Below are 15544 nucleotides of genomic sequence, written 5' to 3' on the forward strand. Positions count from 1 at the left end.
GCCGAGGCCCGGGCGGGGCAGGGCTTAGCGCAGCTGACCCAGCAGCAGGAACTCCATCAGGGCCTTCTGCACGTGCATGCGGTTCTCGGCTTCATCCCAGACCACGCTCTGCGGGCCGTCGATGACTTCGCCGGTGACTTCTTCACCGCGGTGGGCCGGCAGGCAATGCATGAAGACAGCCTGCGGGTCGGCGGCAGCCATCATCTCGGCGTCCACGCACCAGTCGGCGAAGGCTGCGCGGCGGGCTTCGTTCTCGTCCTCGTAGCCCATGCTGGTCCAGACGTCGGTGGTGACCAGGTGCGCGCCCTGGCAGGCTTGCATGGGATCGCTGAACTGCTTGAGCACCGATTGCGGCGGGTTGCCGATACGGGCCGGATCCAGCTCGTAGCCGGCCGGCGTGGAAACGTGCAGCGTGAAGCCCAGCATTTCGGCGGCCTGCAGCCAGGTGTACGACATATTGTTGGCGTCGCCCACCCAGGCAACGATCTTGCCCGCGATGGGGCCCCGATGCTCGATATAGGTGAACAGGTCGGCCAGGATCTGGCAGGGATGGTATTCGTTGGTCAGGCCGTTGATGACCGGCACGCGCGAGTGCGCCGCAAAGCGCTCGATGCGGGTTTGCTCGAAGGTGCGGATCATGACGATGTCGACCATGCGCGAGATCACGCGCGCAGTGTCCTCGATGGGTTCGGAGCGGCCCAGCTGCGAATCGGTGGACGTCAGGTTGATGACCGAGCCGCCCATCTGGTACATGCCGGCCTCGAAGGAGACGCGGGTGCGCGTGCTGGCCTTCTCGAACACCATTGCCAGCGTGCGGTCGTGCAGCGGCATATGGGGCTCATAGCGCTTGAACTTGTCCTTGATGATGCGGGCGCGATCCAGCACGTAGCCGATCTCGGCGGCAGACAGGTCTTTGAACTGCAGGAAGTGCCGCAAGGGGGCGTTGGGCGTCGTAGAAGTGGTCATGGTGATGTCGCAGGTCGTTTGATTGGTGGCGTCGCTCGTGGCGGCGTCACGCTTTTGATTATGCTTGTTCGGCCAGGAGCGGGCGGGGCAGGTTCGCCTGGTGGCGGCCTCGCCCGGGAACGGTCGCGCGCAGCCGCCCTGATCGTACGCCTGCCGCCAGGGGCGGCACGGGCGTTTCCAGGAAAGCCAAAGGCGAACGCATTGCGGTGTCCTCCACGCAAAACCGGTGTTGCGGCCCCTCATTTGGGGCAATGAGACAGGCCAAAGGATCAATCATATACAATTCGCGGCGCGGGGCGCATGTTTGAGACGCGGCCGATCCGGCGTCCGCGCGCGCACCCCGTTGTGAAGATCTCATGACAACTCGCGTCAAACAATTCGTTATTCACGGTGTCACCGAGAGCGGTGCCCGTTTCCGGCCCAGTGACTGGGCCGAACGCCTGGCCGGCGTGATGGCCCAGTTCCGTCCGCCTGGCAGTGTCGGGAACCACCTGACCTACTCGCCGTATGTCCTGCCCGTCGTGATCGACGGCGTGCGCGGGATCGTGGTCGATCAGCGTTTGCGTGAGCTTGAGCCGTTGGCTTACAAGTTCGTGGTCGATTTTGCCCGCGACAATGGGCTGAAGACCGAGGAGAGAGAGGTTTAGGACGTCACCGCCCCGACCTGGCTGGGCCGGGGCGTGCCTGCCTCTGCGGGCTCAGACGGGCGTGATGACCTTGCCGGTGGCGAAGTAGGCCGCCAGGTTGTCCAGCATCAGGTTCTCCATGGCCAGGCGCGTTTCGTAGGTGGCGCTGCCGATATGCGGCAGCACGACGGTCTGCTCGCTCTGGCGCAGGAATTCAGGCACCTTGGGCTCGTGCTCGAAGACATCGAGCGCGGCAAAGCCGAGGCCGCCCGTGGCCAGCAGGTCCGTCATGGCGGCCTCGTCGATGACGGGCCCGCGCGCAATGTTGACCACGATGCCCTTGGGCCCCAGGGCCTGGAGGGCTTCGCGGCCCACCAGGTGACGGGTCTCGGGGCCGCCGACGGTGGCGATCACCAGGAAGTCTGCCCACTCGGCCAGCTCGGTGAGGTTGGCCGCGTAGCCGTAGGGCATGTCATTGCGTTGGCGGCGATTGTGGTAGCGGACTTCCATGTCGAAGCCGGCGCCGCGCCGTGCGATGGCTTCACCGATGCGGCCCAGGCCGACAATGCCCAGCTTCTTGCCGCTGACACGCATGCCCAGCGGAATGCTGCCGTGCACCTGGCCCCATTGGCCTGCGCGTACGAAACGTTCGCCCTGGCCCATGCGGCGGGCTGCCGAGATCAGCAAACCCCAGGCCAGGTCGGCCACGCAGTCGGTCAGCACATCCGGCGTGTTGCTGACCTGCACGCCGCGCTGGCGGGCAGCCTCGACGTCGATGGTTTCGTAGCCGACGCCCCAGCTGCAGATGGCACGCAGATCCGGCAGGGCCTCGATCAGGCTGGCCGGCGCACCGGCGTTGGCCGAGGTGACCAGAGCGGTCACGCCGCGGGCCTGTTCGCCCAGGGCGGCGGCGCCGCCCGGGTGTTTCCAGAGCTCGATGACCTCGTAGGTGTCGGCCAGGCGCTGGTTGGCCGAAGGGGAGCCGGCCAGCGAGCCGACCTGGATGATGCGTTGCTTGGATGTCATGACCTGTGCTGCATGGTGGATAAAAAGAGAAATGCTACTTGATCCGCCGAGGCGGCCGGCTGTGCGCGACCCTGCCGCCCGGCCGTTCAGTCTATCTTGGCGCCGGACTGCTGGACGACGCGCTCCCATTTGCGCATTTCGTCGGCCTGCAGGCGGGCGAATTCCTGTGGCGTAGTGCTTTTCGGCACGGCTCCCTGGGCCAGCAACTGAGTCCGCACGTTCTCGCGCGCCAGCGCACGCGCTACATCCGCCTGGATCCGGTCTATCACCGGCTGCGGCGTGCCGGCAGGGGCAAACAGGCCGAACCAGCTGGCGGCTTCATAGTCCTTGACCCCGGCCTCTGCCATCGTCGGTACGTCAGGCAGAGCGGGCGAGCGGGTCGCGGTCGTGACCGCCAGGGGCTGCAGCTTGCCGCTTTTGATGAAACCCATGGAGGAGGGCAGATTGTCGAAAATCAGGTCCGCCGAGCCGGCCATCACGTCGGTGAGCGCCGGGCTGCTGCCTTTGTAGGGCACATGGGTCATGCGGGTGCCGGTCATGGCCTGGAACAGTTCGCCCGACAGGTGCGTGGAAGTGCCGTTGCCGGAGGAGGCCATGTTGACCTTGCCCGGATGGGCCTTCAGGTAGGCGATCAGGTCGCTCACGTTGCGAATGCCGTGGCGTTCGGCAAAGGCCGGGTTGATTTCCAGCACATTGGGCACCGGGATCACCAGGCTGACTGGCGCAAAATCCTTGACCGGATCGTAGGGCAGCTGGGGATAGATATAGGGATTGATGGCATGGGTGCTGACCGTGCCCATGATCAGGGTGTAGCCGTCATTCTTGGCGCGCGCGGCTTCGGCGGTGCCCACGTTGCCGCCGGCGCCGGCCTTGTTGTCCACCACCACGGCCCGGCCCCAGTCACGGCCCAGTTCTGCGGCCACGGTGCGAGCCGCGATATCGGTGGTGCCCCCGGCCGGAAAGGGCACGATCAGGCGGACATCGCGTTCGGGATAGGCCGCCGGCGCGGATTGCGCCTGGGCAAAGGACAGTGGCGCGGCCAGGAAGGCGGCGGCCACGAGCGCGGCGCGGCGCCGCAGTGCGAAGGTGGACATGAGGTTGTCTCCAGGCGTCTGGCGCCTTTTTTGATGTACCTGTCGGGAATGCACTTGTAAGACAAATATAGGTATGAGTAATATGCTTGTCAATCAAGTTGGCCGCGGGGGTTCCGCCCTGGGCCGGCGTCATTTTGAGTCTGTCCTGGAGCCTGTTCCTCATGAAAACCAGCCCGGTCACCGTCGCCGATCTGCAGCGTTCCGTCATCGCCGTGCCGCCCCTGGCGCGCAACGCCGACCTGTCCTTGAACCATGATGCCAATCGCGTCGTGTTGCGCCATCTGGAGGCGGGCGGCGTGCGCAGCGTCATGTACGGCGGCAATGCCAATTTCTACCATATCGCCGTGAGCGAGTATGCCCGTGTGCTGGACTTCCTGGCGCAAGCCGCCGGCGACGATACCTGGGTGCTGCCTTCGGCCGGGCCGGACTACGGCAAGCTGATGGATCAGGCGCGTTTGCTGCGCGAGCGCGCTTTTCCGACGGCCATGCTGCTGCCCATGAGCTTTCCGTATACCGATGCCGGGCTGGCCGACGGCGTGCGTCGCTTCAGCGATGCCCTGGGGCGCCCGGTCGTGGTTTATATCAAGTCGGAACACTATCTGGCGCCCGAAACCTTGGCCCGGCTGGTTGCGGAAGAGCGCATTGCCGCGATCAAGTACGCCGTGGTCAGGCAGGACCCGGGGCAGGATCCCTATCTGAGCGACCTGCTGGCGGCCGTCGACAAGCGATATGTGGTCAGCGGGATCGGCGAGCGGCCGGCTGTGACGCATTTTCGCCAGTTCGGTCTGAGCAGCTTCACTTCAGGTTCGGTGTGCGTGGCCCCGCGCGGCTCCATGCAGATGCTGCGTTGCCTGCAGGCTGGCGATTTCGGGCAGGCCGAAGCCCTGCGGCAAGCCTATCTGCCGCTGGAAGACTGCCGTGACGAGATCAGCCCCATCCGCGTGCTGCATGACGCCGTGACGCTGGCAGGCGTGGCCGACATGGGCCCCATGCTGCCCTTGCTGAGCGGGCTGGCGCCGGCAGAGCGCGAGCGCGTGGCGCCGGTGGCCCAAGCGTTGCTGGCACGTGACCGCGAGGCGCACGCCGCCTGAGGCTGGCGGCAGGGGTACCATACCGCCATGTTTCCGAACCCACAGGAGAGTGTGTGACGCGCAAACCCGCTGTTGGCGAAACCGCGCCCGTCGAGGCGATACCCCTGGAGCGCGGGCAGCGCGTGCGCCTGGCAGACCAGTTGTATGGGCAGATCTTCGAGCAGATCGTCTCGGGTCGTCTCAATGTGGGCGACAAGCTGCCCTCGGAACACGAGATCTGCGACCGCTTCGGCGTATCGCGTCCGGTGGTGCGCGAGGCCTTGCTGCGTCTGCGCGCCGATGGCCTGGTGACCGCCCACCAGGGCCTGGGCACCTTCGTCAGCCATCAGCCCGCGCCGCGCTTGAAGACCTTTCCCGATGTGCAGAACGTGGGGGCCTATCTGCGCGCCCAGGAGGTGAGGGTGGCGCTGGAGGGCGATGCGGCCCGCCTGGCCGCCATGCGGCGCAGCGATGAGCAGCTGCACAAGATCGGGCAGGCGCATGAAGCCTTCGTGGCGGCCCTGGCCGCCGGTCAGGTCTCGCCAGAGGCCGACCTGGTCTTTCATGCCAGTATCGCCGAAGCCAGCGGCAATGATTTCTACCTGGGCGTGCTGGAGAGCATTCACGAGGCGATCAGCGGCTTCATGCGGCTGACCTTGAGCCTGACGCGCACGGGTTCGCGTCAGCGGGCCCAGCGTGTGGCCGACGAGCACGCCGCCATTCTGGCTGCCATCCGCGAGCAGGATGGCGAACGCGCCCGGGTTGCGATGCAGTTCCACCTCGGGCAGGCGCGCTACCGCCTGGTGGATCGCGAGCGCGATTGATCCTTCAACATATCAAGTCAGGGGCCGCCAGAGACGGCCTCGCCATTAGGAAGAGCAGACAAGCATGAGCCAATCCCCCAAGCGTAAACGTCCGGAAGAACTGCGCAGCCACCGCTGGTACGGCGTGAAGGATCTGCGCTCCTTCGGGCACCGGTCGCGCACGGCCCAGATGGGCTATCACCGTTCCGATTACGCCGGCAAGCCCGTGATCGCGATCATCAACACCTGGAGCGATATCAACCCCTGTCACAGCCACTTCAAGCAGCGGGTCGAAGAGGTCAAGCGTGGCATCTGGCAGGCTGGCGGCTTTCCGGTGGAGATGCCGGCCATGAGCCTGTCAGAGCCGTTCCAGAAGCCCACCACGATGCTGTATCGCAATCTGCTGGCCATGGAGACCGAGGAGCTGCTGCGTTCCTATCCGGCCGACGGCTGTGTGCTGATGGGCGGTTGCGACAAGACGACGCCGGCCCTGCTGATGGGGGCGATCTCCATGGACCTGCCGACGGTTTTCGTGCCGGCCGGCCCCATGCTGCGCGGCAACTGGAATGGCGTGACGCTGGGTTCGGGCTCCGATACCTGGAAGTACTGGGCCGAGCTGCGGGCGGGCAACATCACCGAGGAGGACTGGCAGGGCGTCGAGGACGGTATTGCGCGTTCTCCGGGGCATTGCATGACCATGGGCACGGCGTCGACCATGACGGCGGCGGTCGAGACGCTGGGCCTGTGCCTGTCGGGGTACTCATCGATCCCGGCCCCGGATTCGCGCCATGCCCAGATGGCCAGCCTGACCGGCAAGCGCATCGTCGAGATGGTATGGCAGGACCTCAAGCCCAGTGACCTGCTGAGCGCCGCTTCTTTCGACAATGCCGTGCGCGCCGTGCTGGCGTTGTCGGGCTCGACCAATGCCGTGGTGCACCTGATCGCGCTGGCGCGTCGCGCCGGCTTCGATCTGGACCTCGATCGCTTTGACGCCCTGGCACGCACCACGCCGGTGCTCGCCAACCTGCGTCCTGCCGGTCAGTACCTGATGGAAGACTTCTACTACGCCGGCGGCCTGCGCGCGCTGCTGGTGCAACTGGGGGATCTGCTGGATCTGTCGCAACAGACGGTCGATGGGCGCAGCCTGGGCGAGAACATCGCTGGTGCGCGCGTTTTCAATGACGACGTCATCCGTGCGCGCGACAAGGCGCTGGTCGAGCGCGACGGTCTGGCGGTGCTGCGTGGCAACCTGGCGCCCGACGGTGCCGTGATCAAGCCGCCGGCCATGGAGCCGCAATTGCAGGTGCACACGGGGCCGGCGGTGGTCTTCAAGGACTACAACGACATGGCCGAGCGGATCGATGACCCGGATCTGGATATCAGCGCCGACAGCGTCATCGTGTTGCAGAACGCGGGGCCGCAAGGCGCGCCGGGCATGCCCGAATGGGGGCAATTGCCGATCCCCCAGAAGTTGCTCAAACAGGGCGTGCGCGACATGCTGCGCATCTCTGATGCCCGCATGAGCGGCACCAGCTATGGGGCCTGTGTGCTCCACGTTGCGCCCGAGGCTTATGTGGGCGGGCCGCTGGCGCTGGTGCGCACGGGCGATCTGATCGCCCTGGATGTGCCGGCGCGGCGCATCGACGTGTTGATCACGGATGAAGAGATGGCAGCGCGCCGGGCGGCCTGGCAGCCGCCTGCTGCGCGCTTTGAGCGCGGGTTCGGCGTGCTCTACCTGAAGCATGTCGGGCAGGCCGACAGCGGCTGCGACTTCGATTTTCTGCAGACTCGCAAGGCCGAGCCGCAAAAGGGTGAGCCGGAGATTCATTGACCAGATGCGGGCTCTTGGCCCGCTTTGCTTTCACGCTTGCTTGACCAACAGAAGACGCCGGCCGATCCGGCGCGAGGAGACAACAGCATGGTGTGCCGCGATCTTTCTTTGAATGTGTCACCGCGCCCTGGCGCGATGCGCCGGGGTCGGCGTGCCGTCCTTGGTCTGGCGGCGGCGCTTGCCTGCCTGGCGGCCGCGCCCGCAATGAGCGAGCCGTGGCCGGCCAAGCCCCTGCGCCTGGTCGTGCCTTTCCCGCCCGGCGGCAGCACCGACTCGATCGGGCGTTTGCTGGCGGCTGAGCTGGGCAAGGAGCTGGGGCAGACGGTGATCGTCGAGAACAAGGGAGGCGCCAATGGCAATATCGGCTCCGATAGCGTGGCCAAGGCGGCGCCTGACGGCTATACGCTGCTGCTCTCGGGCGTGGGGTCCAACGCGATCAACTATGCGCTCTACTCGTCCATGCCTTACCAGAACCGTGACTTCGCGCACGTCTCCTTGCTGGCTACCGGCCCCAACGTCCTGGTCGCCAATCCGGAGTTCCCGGCTCAGACCCTGCCGGATCTGGTGCGCCTGGCGAAAGAGCAGCCCGATCAATACACACACGCCAGCTCGGGCAGCGGCTCATCCGGCCACCTGGCCATGGAAATGCTCAAGCAGGCCGCCGGCATTCAGATGGTGCATGTGCCCTACAAAGGCGGCGCCGCAGCAATCACCGATACCATTGGTGGCCGGGTATCGGTGCTGTTTCTGAATCAGGACAATCTTCTGCCGCAAGTCCAGGCCGGCAAATTGCGCGCCTTGGCGGTGGCCAGCGCGCAGCGCAACCCGGCCTATCCGGACACGCCGACGGTGGCCGAGGCGGGCTATCCGGGGTTTGCGGCCGAATCGTGGTTTGGCCTGTCGGCCCCGGCCAATACGCCCGAGCCCGTCATCGCGAAGCTGAGCGAGGCCACCCGCAAGGCCATGTCGCAGCCCGAGCTGCGCCAGAAGCTGGAGGCGGTCGGCTTTGTGGTGGTCGGCAGCGATCCGGCCAGTTTCTCCGGTTTCGTGAACGATGAAATCGCCAAATGGCGTCAGGCGGCGCAAGCCTCTGGCGCACGCATGGATTAACCGTCAACGGCCGGCCGCCGCCAAGACGGCCGGCTTTCAACCCTCAGTGGATACTATGGACTCTCCTTTGCCCAACCGATTCCGTCAGCGCATCCTGGCGCGTGAGCGCGTCATCGGCCTGTGGACCTGCATGGCCAGCCACCTGACCGTCGAGGTGGCGGGCCTGGCCGATTTCGACTGGCTGGTGCTCGACGGCGAGCATTCGCCGAATGACCTGCCGATGTTCCTGCAGCAATTGCAGGCCTTGCAGGGCAGCCAGAGCGCCGCCGTGGGCCGGCCGTCGTGGAATGACCCGGTCGAGATCAAGCGCATGCTGGATATCGGCTTCTACAACCTGTTGATTCCTTTTATCGAATCCGAGGACGACGCGCGCCGCGCGGTGGCGGCGACCCGTTATCCGCCGCAAGGCATCCGTGGCGTGGCTGGCCAGCACCGCAGCAACCGCTATGGGACGGTGCCGGACTATCTGCGCACCATCAATGACAACATCTGCGTGCTGGTGCAGATCGAAAGCCGTCCGGGCATCGAGGCGGTCGACGACATTGCGGCAGTCGAGGGTGTGGATGGCGTCTTTATCGGCCCGTCCGATCTGGCGGCGGCGCTGGGGCATATCGGCAACCCGGGTCATCCCGAGGTCCAGGAGGCCATCCGTCATCTTTATCAGCGCGTGAGCGCGGCAGGCAAGGCCGTAGGCATCCTGGCGCCGGTGCAGGCCGATGCGCGCCGCTATCTCGACATGGGCATGCACTTCGTGGCAGTGGGCACCGACCTGGGCGTCTTCAAGCAGGCCGTTTTCAATCTGCGTGAGGCGTTCCCTACCTGAGCACAGAAAAGCCCTGGCCGCGGCTCTCCTTGACGAGGCGGCGGGCAGGGCTCGCATTCAACGTCTGGCATTCAACAAAAAAGGACGCCGAAGCGTCCTTTTTGTTGCCGCGTTCAATGTCGCATTCACCGTGGTATCGAAAGCCGTGGCTTCCGGATACCGCAGTAAATCAGGCGATCGCCTTGACGGCAGCGGCCAGGCGGCTCTTGTGACGAGCAGCCTTGTTCTTGTGAATGATGTTCTTATCGGCCACGCGGTCGATCACGCTGCTTGCTTTGCGCAGCGTTTCGCCTGCCGCAGCCTTATCACCGGCGGCGATGGCCTGGCGGACGCGCTTGATCGCGGTGCGCAGCATCGAACGCAGGCTGGAGTTGTGCTTGTTGCGCTCAACCGATTGGCGGGCGCGCTTGCGGGCTTGGGCGGTATTGGCCATTTAGTTGCTTTAAAAATTAGTGAATTCGGCAAAGTCAAACATTTTATCACGCTTGCCCGAAATTGCAAGGCTGGCGTCTCAAATGCTTGGGGACGGGCTTGCAAACGGCGGAAGAAAACGGCGATGAGGACGACGGCGCCGACGTTTGCGATGTGGCCGACAGTTTACCGCGGGTAAGCCGTTTTGCGCTCGGACCAAGCCGTCTTCATGCAAGAAAACGTAGAAAAAACAACAATCGGGACTCAGGTGGACAGGACGTTGATGGAAACGAACCACGGCGTCAGGCGGCGGATGGAGATCGGCATGTCGCGCTCCAGCGCCTCAAGGGTAGCGTCGGGGTTGTCCAGCGGATACATGCCGGTGACCGGCAGGCCGCCTGCCGCCATCGAGATGCGCAGGGTGCCGTGCCGGTAAGGCCGCAGGGCCGAGATCACTTCGGCCAGGGGGCGGCCGTTGGCATGGATCCAGCCGTTTTCCCACGCTGCCTCGGCAGCCAGGTCGTCGCGCACCTGGCCCAGCCGCGCGGCATCGAAGCGGGCGCCGGCGCCTTGCGGAATGGTGGCGCGCGTGCCGCCGCTGGTTTCTATGTCGAGATCGCCTTCATGGGCCACGACCAGGCTGCGGTGGGCCAGCTGGCGCACCATGTAACGCTGGCCGCAGGAGCGTACGACTCCCTCGGCCGTCTGCACCAGGAAGGGGCGGTTCGGGTCGGCCGGCGAACTGACCGCCACGGCGCCTTCCAGCAGCATCAGCCGGCGATAGGTGGGGGTGAACTCCAGGTTGACGCGACTGCGGGCATCGAGCAGCAGTTCAGTCCCATCAGTCAGCTGGTAGAGCCGCCTTTCGCCGGTGGCGGTCGCGGCGTCGGCCGTGATGCTGCCCAGGGGATAGAAATCCCGCACGGCCAGCAGCGCGCCGGCGCCTGCGGCGCCAGTCAGCGCCAGGGCTCCGGCCAGGAAACGGCGGCGGGTCGGCCGGGGGCTGTCTTCGCCATGACGCGCGGGCACGGCCTGACGCGCCGGGCGCGCGTCAGGGGAGCCCTGATAGCCCAGCGGATAGGTGTCGCCCAGCCGCCCGGCCATGGAGTGGCCGAGTGCGTGCGTCAATTGTTGCCAGGCGCTTTCGTGTGTCGGGTTGGCATCGCGCCAGGCCATGAAATCGGCGTAATCACGCCGGGTAGCCTGGCCAGAGCGAAGCAAGAGCAACCATTTGATCACTTGATCCGAGAGCGCGGGCATGGGAGTGGATGTCAATTCGTATTCCATGCTGGCTTCGTGGCCGCATTACAGCAGTTAGTAAATAACGAAGTTTCTTACGAACATTTACTTTAGCGTAGCACTATCTTTCGTGTCGACAGAGACTAGTTCGTTATTTGTCGAGGCCATTTGTTTTTTGCTGAAACAAAGGGAAATATAGCACTCAATTGGGTTGCGTTTTATAACTTCTTCCCTTGCCGGGGGATTTCCCGCTCCCCCGGGCGGTTTCAGCGAGGGCGGCGGGTGAAGTCGCGCGGGCGGATTCCCAAGAGGAACAGCACCCCGAAATAGGCCGCGGCGCAGGCAGCCAGGACGGCGCCAAGCCAGGCCGCCCGCAAGCCGGGGGTCTGGCCCAGGGCGATCCAGTCCAGGCGGCTGTCGGCCACCCAGAGCACCGCGCCCAGGGCCGCCAGGGAGGGGATCAGGCGCAGCAGGAAGCGGCCCCAGTGCTGCCCGGGGCGATAGACGCCGCGGCGGCGCAGGCCGAGCAGCAGCAGCAGGGCATTCAGGCAGGCGCCCAGGCCGATGGCCAGGGCGAGCCCGGCATGGGCCAGGGTGGGGACCAGGATGGCATTGAGCACCTGGGTCAGCACCAGCACCAGCACGGCGATCTTCACGGGCGTGCGGATGTTTTGCTGGGCATAGAAGCCGGGCGCGAGGATCTTCACGGCGAGCAGGCCGATCAGGCCCACCGAGTAGGCCATGACGGCCACCCGCGTCTGGGCCACGTCGGCCGCCCCGAACTCGCCGTAATGGAACAGCGTGGCGACCAGCCCGTCGGCCAGCATCATCATGCCCAGGGCAGCGGGCAGGCCAAGCAGCAGAATCAGGCGCAGGCCCCAGTCCAGCAGCCCGTTATAGGTATCGTGGTCCTGGCGGGCGTGGGCGGCCGACAGGCTGGGCAGCAGCACGGTGCCCAGGGCCACGCCCAGCAGGGCGGTCGGGAATTCCATCAGCCGATCGGCGAAGGACAGCCAGGTCACGCTGCCCGGCGCCAGCCAGGTGGCGATGTTGGTGTTGATCAGCAAGGAGATCTGCGCCACCGAAACGCCCAGGATGGCCGGGACCATCTGACGCAGGATGTGCTGGACGGTGGCGTCGCGCCAGGCCTGCCCCAGCTTGAAGGACAGGCGCGGAGTCAGGCCCAGGCGTCCCAGGGCGATCCATTGCACCGCCAGCTGGGCGACGCCGCCGGCCATCACCCCGATGGACAGAGCGTAGATGGGGACATCCATGCGCGGCGCCAGCCAGATCGCCGCGCAGATCATCGCCAGGTTCAACAGCACAGGCGTGAAGGCCGGCACGGCGAACTTGCGCCAGGTATTCAGGACGCCCGAAGCGAACGCGATGAGCGACATGCACAGGATGTACGGGAACATGACCCGGGTCATCCAGACAGCTGCGCCGAACTCGGTGCCGCGCCCGCTGTCGCGCAGGCCGCTGGCCATGGCGCTGACCACCCAGGGGGCGGCGACGATGCCGATCACGGTGACGGTCATGAGAACGGCGGTCAGCAACAGTGCGACGCGATCGAGCAGCACGCGCACTTCGGCTTCGCCGTGCTGGTTGCGCGTGGCGCCGAGAATCGGCACGAAGGCCTGTGCGAACGCGCCCTCGGCAAACAGGCGACGCAGCAGGTTGGGAATGCGAAAGGCGACCCAGAAGGCATCGGTCAGTGCGCCGGCGCCGAAGGCGCGCGCAATCAGGATGTCGCGGATCAGGCCAGTGATGCGCGACAGCAGCGTGAAGCTGCTGACGGTGGCCGCCGAGCGGAACAAGGCCATGGCAGGGGAAGCAGGGAGAGACGGGCGCGCGCCGACCCGATCGGGGCCGGCGCGCGGGAACAGCTGAGGAGTTTACTTCGGCGGCATGCGGATCGCGCCATCGAGGCGGATCGTCTCACCATTGAGCATGTCGTTGGTGATGATGCTGTGGACCAGCTTGGCGTAGTCTTCGGGACGACCCAGGCGGGCGGGGAAGGGGATGCTGGCTGCCAGCGAATCCTGCACTTCCTGGGGCATGCCGAAGATCATGGGCGTGCCGAAGATGCCCGGGGCGATGGTCATGCAACGGATGCCGCTGCGGGCCAGATCGCGTGCGATCGGCAGCGTCATGCCGACCACGCCGGCCTTGGAGGCGGCATAGGCGGCCTGGCCGATCTGGCCGTCGTAGGCCGCCACCGAGGCGGTGTTGATCATGACGCCGCGTTCGCCAGTGGACTCGGGCGTGTTGTTGCTCATGGCCTCGGCGGCCAGGCGCATCATGTTGAAGCTGCCGATCAGGTTGATGTTGACCACCTTCTGGAACAGGTCCAGCGCGTGGGCACCCTGCTTGCCGACGATCTTGGCGGCTGGCGCGACGCCGGCGCAGTTCACCAGGCCGAACAGCGGGCCCAGTTCGAGGGCGGCGGCCACGGCGGCCTTGCCGTCGGCTTCCTGGGTAACGTCGCAGTGCACGTAACGCTGCCCCAGCTCCTTGGCCAGGGCTTCGCCCGCCTCATCCTGCAGGTCGGCGATGACGACCTTGCCGCCATTGGCGACCAGCATGCGGGCCGTGCCGGCGCCCAGCCCGGAGGCGCCGCCGGTGACGATGAATACCTTGTTGGCGATTTCCATGTCGATCTCTCGTAGTCCGAAGCCCGGGCCTGGCTCAGGCGGCGGGCAAAGAAAACCGGCCTCGCCTTTTTGAGGGGCGAGGCCGGTGCGATTCCATCAGCTTTTCAGGGCGGCGGCCACGCGGGCCTTGATTTCTTCGACCGAGCCCACACCGGCGACTTTCCGGTACTTGGGCGCACGCGCCGGATCCTGTTCAGCCCAGCTGCTGTAGTACTGCACCAGCGGGCTGGTCTGTTCGTGGTACGTGGCCAGACGGTTGCGAACGGTTTCCTCGCGGTCATCGTCGCGCTGCACCAGCGGCTCGCCGGTGACGTCGTCGCGGCCGGCGACCTTGGGCGGATTGGATTCCACGTTGTAGCTGCGGCCGCTGGCCAGATGGACCCAGCGCCCGCTCATGCGCTTGACGATGTCTTCGTCGGGCACGGCGATTTCGATCACGTAGTCCAGGGCCACGCCGGCGTCCTTGAGGGCGTCGGCTTGCGGGATGGTGCGCGGGAACCCATCGAACAAATAACCGTTGGCACAGTCGGGCTGGGTCAGCCGGTCTTTGACCAGACCGATGATGATGTCATCCGGCATCAGGCCACCCGCATCCATGACTTTCTTGGCTTCCACGCCCAGCGGAGTGCCCGCCTTGACGGCGGCGCGCAGCATGTCGCCGGTGGAAATCTGCGGGATGCCGCAGGCCTGGGTGATGAATGTGGCCTGGGTGCCTTTGCCAGCACCCGGGGGGCCGAGCAGGATGAGACGCATACGTGCTCCAGAAGAGAGGTTTTTTTTGTGGTCGGAGGCGATTATGCCGCAATGCAACAGCCGATGTGGGGCAACACCATCGGAAAAAACCCTTAAATCGGGCAGATTTGTTGCGATAAAACAGGAACGCACGGCCAACGGGGCCGCATGCCGGCTGTCAAGGCAGGCCTTGGGCAAACACCGCGCGCACCCGGGCCAGATCATCCGGCGTATCGACGCCGGCGGCTGGCGCGGAGGCGACCTGCACCACCACGATATTGTGCCCATGCTCCAGGGCGCGCAACTGCTCGAGCGATTCGAAGCGTTCCAGCGCGCCCTGGGGCAGGGCGGGAAAACGGTTGAGAAAGCCCACGCGATAGGCGTATATGCCGATGTGGTGCCAGGCCGGCAGCCCGCCGGCCAGCACGCGTTCGCCGCTGGCCAGGGCATCGCGCGCCCACGGGATGGGGGCGCGTGAAAAATACAGGGCCCGGCCGTCGCTGGCGCACACCACCTTGACCACATTGGGGTTGAACAGCGATGCGCCATCGGCCACGGGGCAGGCGCAGGTGGCGATGTCGGCCCACGGCGTCTCGGCCAGGCTGCGCGCCACCCGGTCGATGAGTTCGGGTTCGATGAGCGGCTCATCGCCCTGGATGTTGACCACCACCGCATCATCGGGCAGGCCCAGCTGGCGTACGGCCTCGGCCAGACGATCCGTGCCGGTCGGGTGATCGGCGCGCGTCATGAGGGCGCGGTAGCCATGCTCGAGCACGGCGCGCTCCACACGCGCGTCATCGGTGGCAACGTAGATCTGGCTTGCGCCGCTGCGCGCGGCGCGCTCGGCCACGCGCACAACCATGGGCTTGCCGGCGATATCGGCCAGCGGTTTGTCCGGCAGCCGGGTCGACGCCATACGCGCCGGGATCAGGGCGATGAAGGTCATGGGGGAAAGGGCGTGCGGTCAGGCCGCCGGGTCAAGCGGGCGGGCTTCGTTTTCAAGCATGACGGGCACGCCGTCGCGAACCGGGAAGGCCAGCCGGTCGGCCTGGCAGATCAGTTCTTGCTGCGTGCGGGCGAACTCGAGGCGGCCCTTGCACAGGGGGCAGACGAGGATGTCGAGAAGGCGGGATTCCATGGCAGCGATTCTAAAACAGAA

General features: G+C 65.9%; 16 protein-coding genes. 6 read left to right on the forward strand and 10 right to left on the reverse strand.

The genetic code is table 11. From position 1 onward, the window contains the following. Nucleotides 1-24: 24 nt before the first annotated feature. Entirely contained in the window at nucleotides 25-966 is a 942-nt protein-coding gene (argF, locus tag A7V84_RS15970) for an ornithine carbamoyltransferase (protein WP_025514626.1), read from the reverse strand. A gap of 356 nt (nucleotides 967-1322) precedes the next feature. Between argF and A7V84_RS15975 the strand changes: the two genes are divergently transcribed. Continuing rightward, nucleotides 1323-1613 carry a DUF3579 domain-containing protein gene (locus A7V84_RS15975; protein ID WP_025514628.1) on the forward strand — a complete coding sequence of 97 codons (291 nt, stop codon included), beginning with the start codon at nucleotides 1323-1325 and terminating at the stop codon, nucleotides 1611-1613. A gap of 51 nt (nucleotides 1614-1664) precedes the next feature. Here the strand turns inward: A7V84_RS15975 and A7V84_RS15980 are convergent, their stop codons facing one another. Next, on the reverse strand, nucleotides 1665-2618 hold the full coding sequence (locus A7V84_RS15980) for a 2-hydroxyacid dehydrogenase (protein ID WP_063492354.1): 954 nt from the start codon (nucleotides 2616-2618) through the stop codon (nucleotides 1665-1667). Between the two features lie 86 nt (nucleotides 2619-2704). Continuing rightward, nucleotides 2705-3712, reverse strand: coding sequence for a Bug family tripartite tricarboxylate transporter substrate binding protein (locus A7V84_RS15985; RefSeq protein WP_025514632.1), 1008 nt, complete (start codon nucleotides 3710-3712; stop codon nucleotides 2705-2707). Between the two features lie 161 nt (nucleotides 3713-3873). On the opposite strand from A7V84_RS15985, the gene A7V84_RS15990 reads away from it, so the two are divergent. The 5 genes from A7V84_RS15990 to garL all read left to right on the forward strand — a co-directional run bounded on the left by A7V84_RS15990 (nucleotide 3874) and on the right by garL (nucleotide 9349). Next, on the forward strand, nucleotides 3874-4803 hold the full coding sequence (locus A7V84_RS15990; RefSeq protein ID WP_025514634.1) for a dihydrodipicolinate synthase family protein: 930 nt from the start codon (nucleotides 3874-3876) through the stop codon (nucleotides 4801-4803). Nucleotides 4804-4856: 53 nt separating this feature from the next. Beyond that, entirely contained in the window at nucleotides 4857-5606 is a 750-nt protein-coding gene (locus A7V84_RS15995) for a FadR/GntR family transcriptional regulator (RefSeq protein ID WP_025514638.1), read from the forward strand. 64 nt (nucleotides 5607-5670) lie between these two features. Then, nucleotides 5671-7416 (forward strand): L-arabinonate dehydratase, encoded by a 1746-nt coding sequence (gene araD, locus A7V84_RS16000; protein WP_025514640.1) that lies wholly within the window; start codon nucleotides 5671-5673, stop codon nucleotides 7414-7416. Between the two features lie 204 nt (nucleotides 7417-7620). Continuing rightward, a complete protein-coding gene (locus tag A7V84_RS16005; protein WP_231886806.1) occupies nucleotides 7621-8526 on the forward strand; it encodes a Bug family tripartite tricarboxylate transporter substrate binding protein in 906 nt (301 codons plus the stop codon). 46 nt (nucleotides 8527-8572) lie between these two features. Next, complete coding sequence (gene garL / locus A7V84_RS16010; protein ID WP_025514645.1) at nucleotides 8573-9349, forward strand: 2-dehydro-3-deoxyglucarate aldolase; 777 nt, start codon at nucleotides 8573-8575, stop codon at nucleotides 9347-9349. A gap of 169 nt (nucleotides 9350-9518) precedes the next feature. Here the strand turns inward: garL and rpsT are convergent, their stop codons facing one another. From rpsT to A7V84_RS20835, 7 genes are all read right to left on the reverse strand, one after another. Then, nucleotides 9519-9782 (reverse strand): 30S ribosomal protein S20, encoded by a 264-nt coding sequence (rpsT, locus tag A7V84_RS16015; protein WP_025514647.1) that lies wholly within the window; start codon nucleotides 9780-9782, stop codon nucleotides 9519-9521. Between the two features lie 242 nt (nucleotides 9783-10024). Next, the gene (locus tag A7V84_RS16020) at nucleotides 10025-11047 is read right to left on the reverse strand and encodes a FecR domain-containing protein (RefSeq protein ID WP_051348220.1); all 1023 of its coding nucleotides are present in this window, start codon (nucleotides 11045-11047) and stop codon (nucleotides 10025-10027) included. 218 nt (nucleotides 11048-11265) lie between these two features. Further along, nucleotides 11266-12822: a murein biosynthesis integral membrane protein MurJ gene (murJ, locus tag A7V84_RS16025; RefSeq protein WP_033534871.1), complete on the reverse strand. Its 1557-nt coding sequence runs from the start codon at nucleotides 12820-12822 to the stop codon at nucleotides 11266-11268. Between the two features lie 72 nt (nucleotides 12823-12894). Further along, complete coding sequence (locus A7V84_RS16030) at nucleotides 12895-13653, reverse strand: 3-hydroxyacyl-CoA dehydrogenase (protein ID WP_025514655.1); 759 nt, start codon at nucleotides 13651-13653, stop codon at nucleotides 12895-12897. 96 nt (nucleotides 13654-13749) lie between these two features. Then, the gene (adk, locus tag A7V84_RS16035) at nucleotides 13750-14406 is read right to left on the reverse strand and encodes an adenylate kinase (protein WP_025514656.1); all 657 of its coding nucleotides are present in this window, start codon (nucleotides 14404-14406) and stop codon (nucleotides 13750-13752) included. A gap of 157 nt (nucleotides 14407-14563) precedes the next feature. Next, nucleotides 14564-15331, reverse strand: coding sequence for a 3-deoxy-manno-octulosonate cytidylyltransferase (gene kdsB, locus A7V84_RS16040; protein WP_063492353.1), 768 nt, complete (start codon nucleotides 15329-15331; stop codon nucleotides 14564-14566). 18 nt (nucleotides 15332-15349) lie between these two features. After that, entirely contained in the window at nucleotides 15350-15523 is a 174-nt protein-coding gene (locus tag A7V84_RS20835; protein ID WP_081976958.1) for a Trm112 family protein, read from the reverse strand. Nucleotides 15524-15544 lie beyond the last annotated feature (21 nt).

Source organism: Bordetella trematum (assembly GCF_900078335.1).
In the GTDB taxonomy this organism is placed as follows: domain Bacteria; phylum Pseudomonadota; class Gammaproteobacteria; order Burkholderiales; family Burkholderiaceae_B; genus Bordetella; species Bordetella trematum.

Excerpts from the sequence above, each read along its gene's own strand:
- argF (WP_025514626.1), bottom strand. The coding sequence starts at position 966 with ATGACCACTTCTACGACGCCCAACGCCCCCTTGCGGCACTTCCTGCAG.
- A7V84_RS15975 (WP_025514628.1), top strand. The coding sequence starts at position 1,323 with ATGACAACTCGCGTCAAACAATTCGTTATTCACGGTGTCACCGAGAGC.
- A7V84_RS15980 (WP_063492354.1), bottom strand. The coding sequence starts at position 2,618 with ATGACATCCAAGCAACGCATCATCCAGGTCGGCTCGCTGGCCGGCTCC.
- A7V84_RS15985 (WP_025514632.1), bottom strand. The coding sequence starts at position 3,712 with ATGTCCACCTTCGCACTGCGGCGCCGCGCCGCGCTCGTGGCCGCCGCC.
- A7V84_RS15990 (WP_025514634.1), top strand. The coding sequence starts at position 3,874 with ATGAAAACCAGCCCGGTCACCGTCGCCGATCTGCAGCGTTCCGTCATC.
- araD (WP_025514640.1), top strand. The coding sequence starts at position 5,671 with ATGAGCCAATCCCCCAAGCGTAAACGTCCGGAAGAACTGCGCAGCCAC.
- A7V84_RS16005 (WP_231886806.1), top strand. The coding sequence starts at position 7,621 with ATGAGCGAGCCGTGGCCGGCCAAGCCCCTGCGCCTGGTCGTGCCTTTC.
- rpsT (WP_025514647.1), bottom strand. The coding sequence starts at position 9,782 with ATGGCCAATACCGCCCAAGCCCGCAAGCGCGCCCGCCAATCGGTTGAG.
- A7V84_RS16020 (WP_051348220.1), bottom strand. The coding sequence starts at position 11,047 with ATGGAATACGAATTGACATCCACTCCCATGCCCGCGCTCTCGGATCAA.
- murJ (WP_033534871.1), bottom strand. The coding sequence starts at position 12,822 with ATGGCCTTGTTCCGCTCGGCGGCCACCGTCAGCAGCTTCACGCTGCTG.
- A7V84_RS16030 (WP_025514655.1), bottom strand. The coding sequence starts at position 13,653 with ATGGAAATCGCCAACAAGGTATTCATCGTCACCGGCGGCGCCTCCGGG.
- adk (WP_025514656.1), bottom strand. The coding sequence starts at position 14,406 with ATGCGTCTCATCCTGCTCGGCCCCCCGGGTGCTGGCAAAGGCACCCAG.
- kdsB (WP_063492353.1), bottom strand. The coding sequence starts at position 15,331 with ATGACCTTCATCGCCCTGATCCCGGCGCGTATGGCGTCGACCCGGCTG.
- A7V84_RS20835 (WP_081976958.1), bottom strand. The coding sequence starts at position 15,523 with ATGGAATCCCGCCTTCTCGACATCCTCGTCTGCCCCCTGTGCAAGGGC.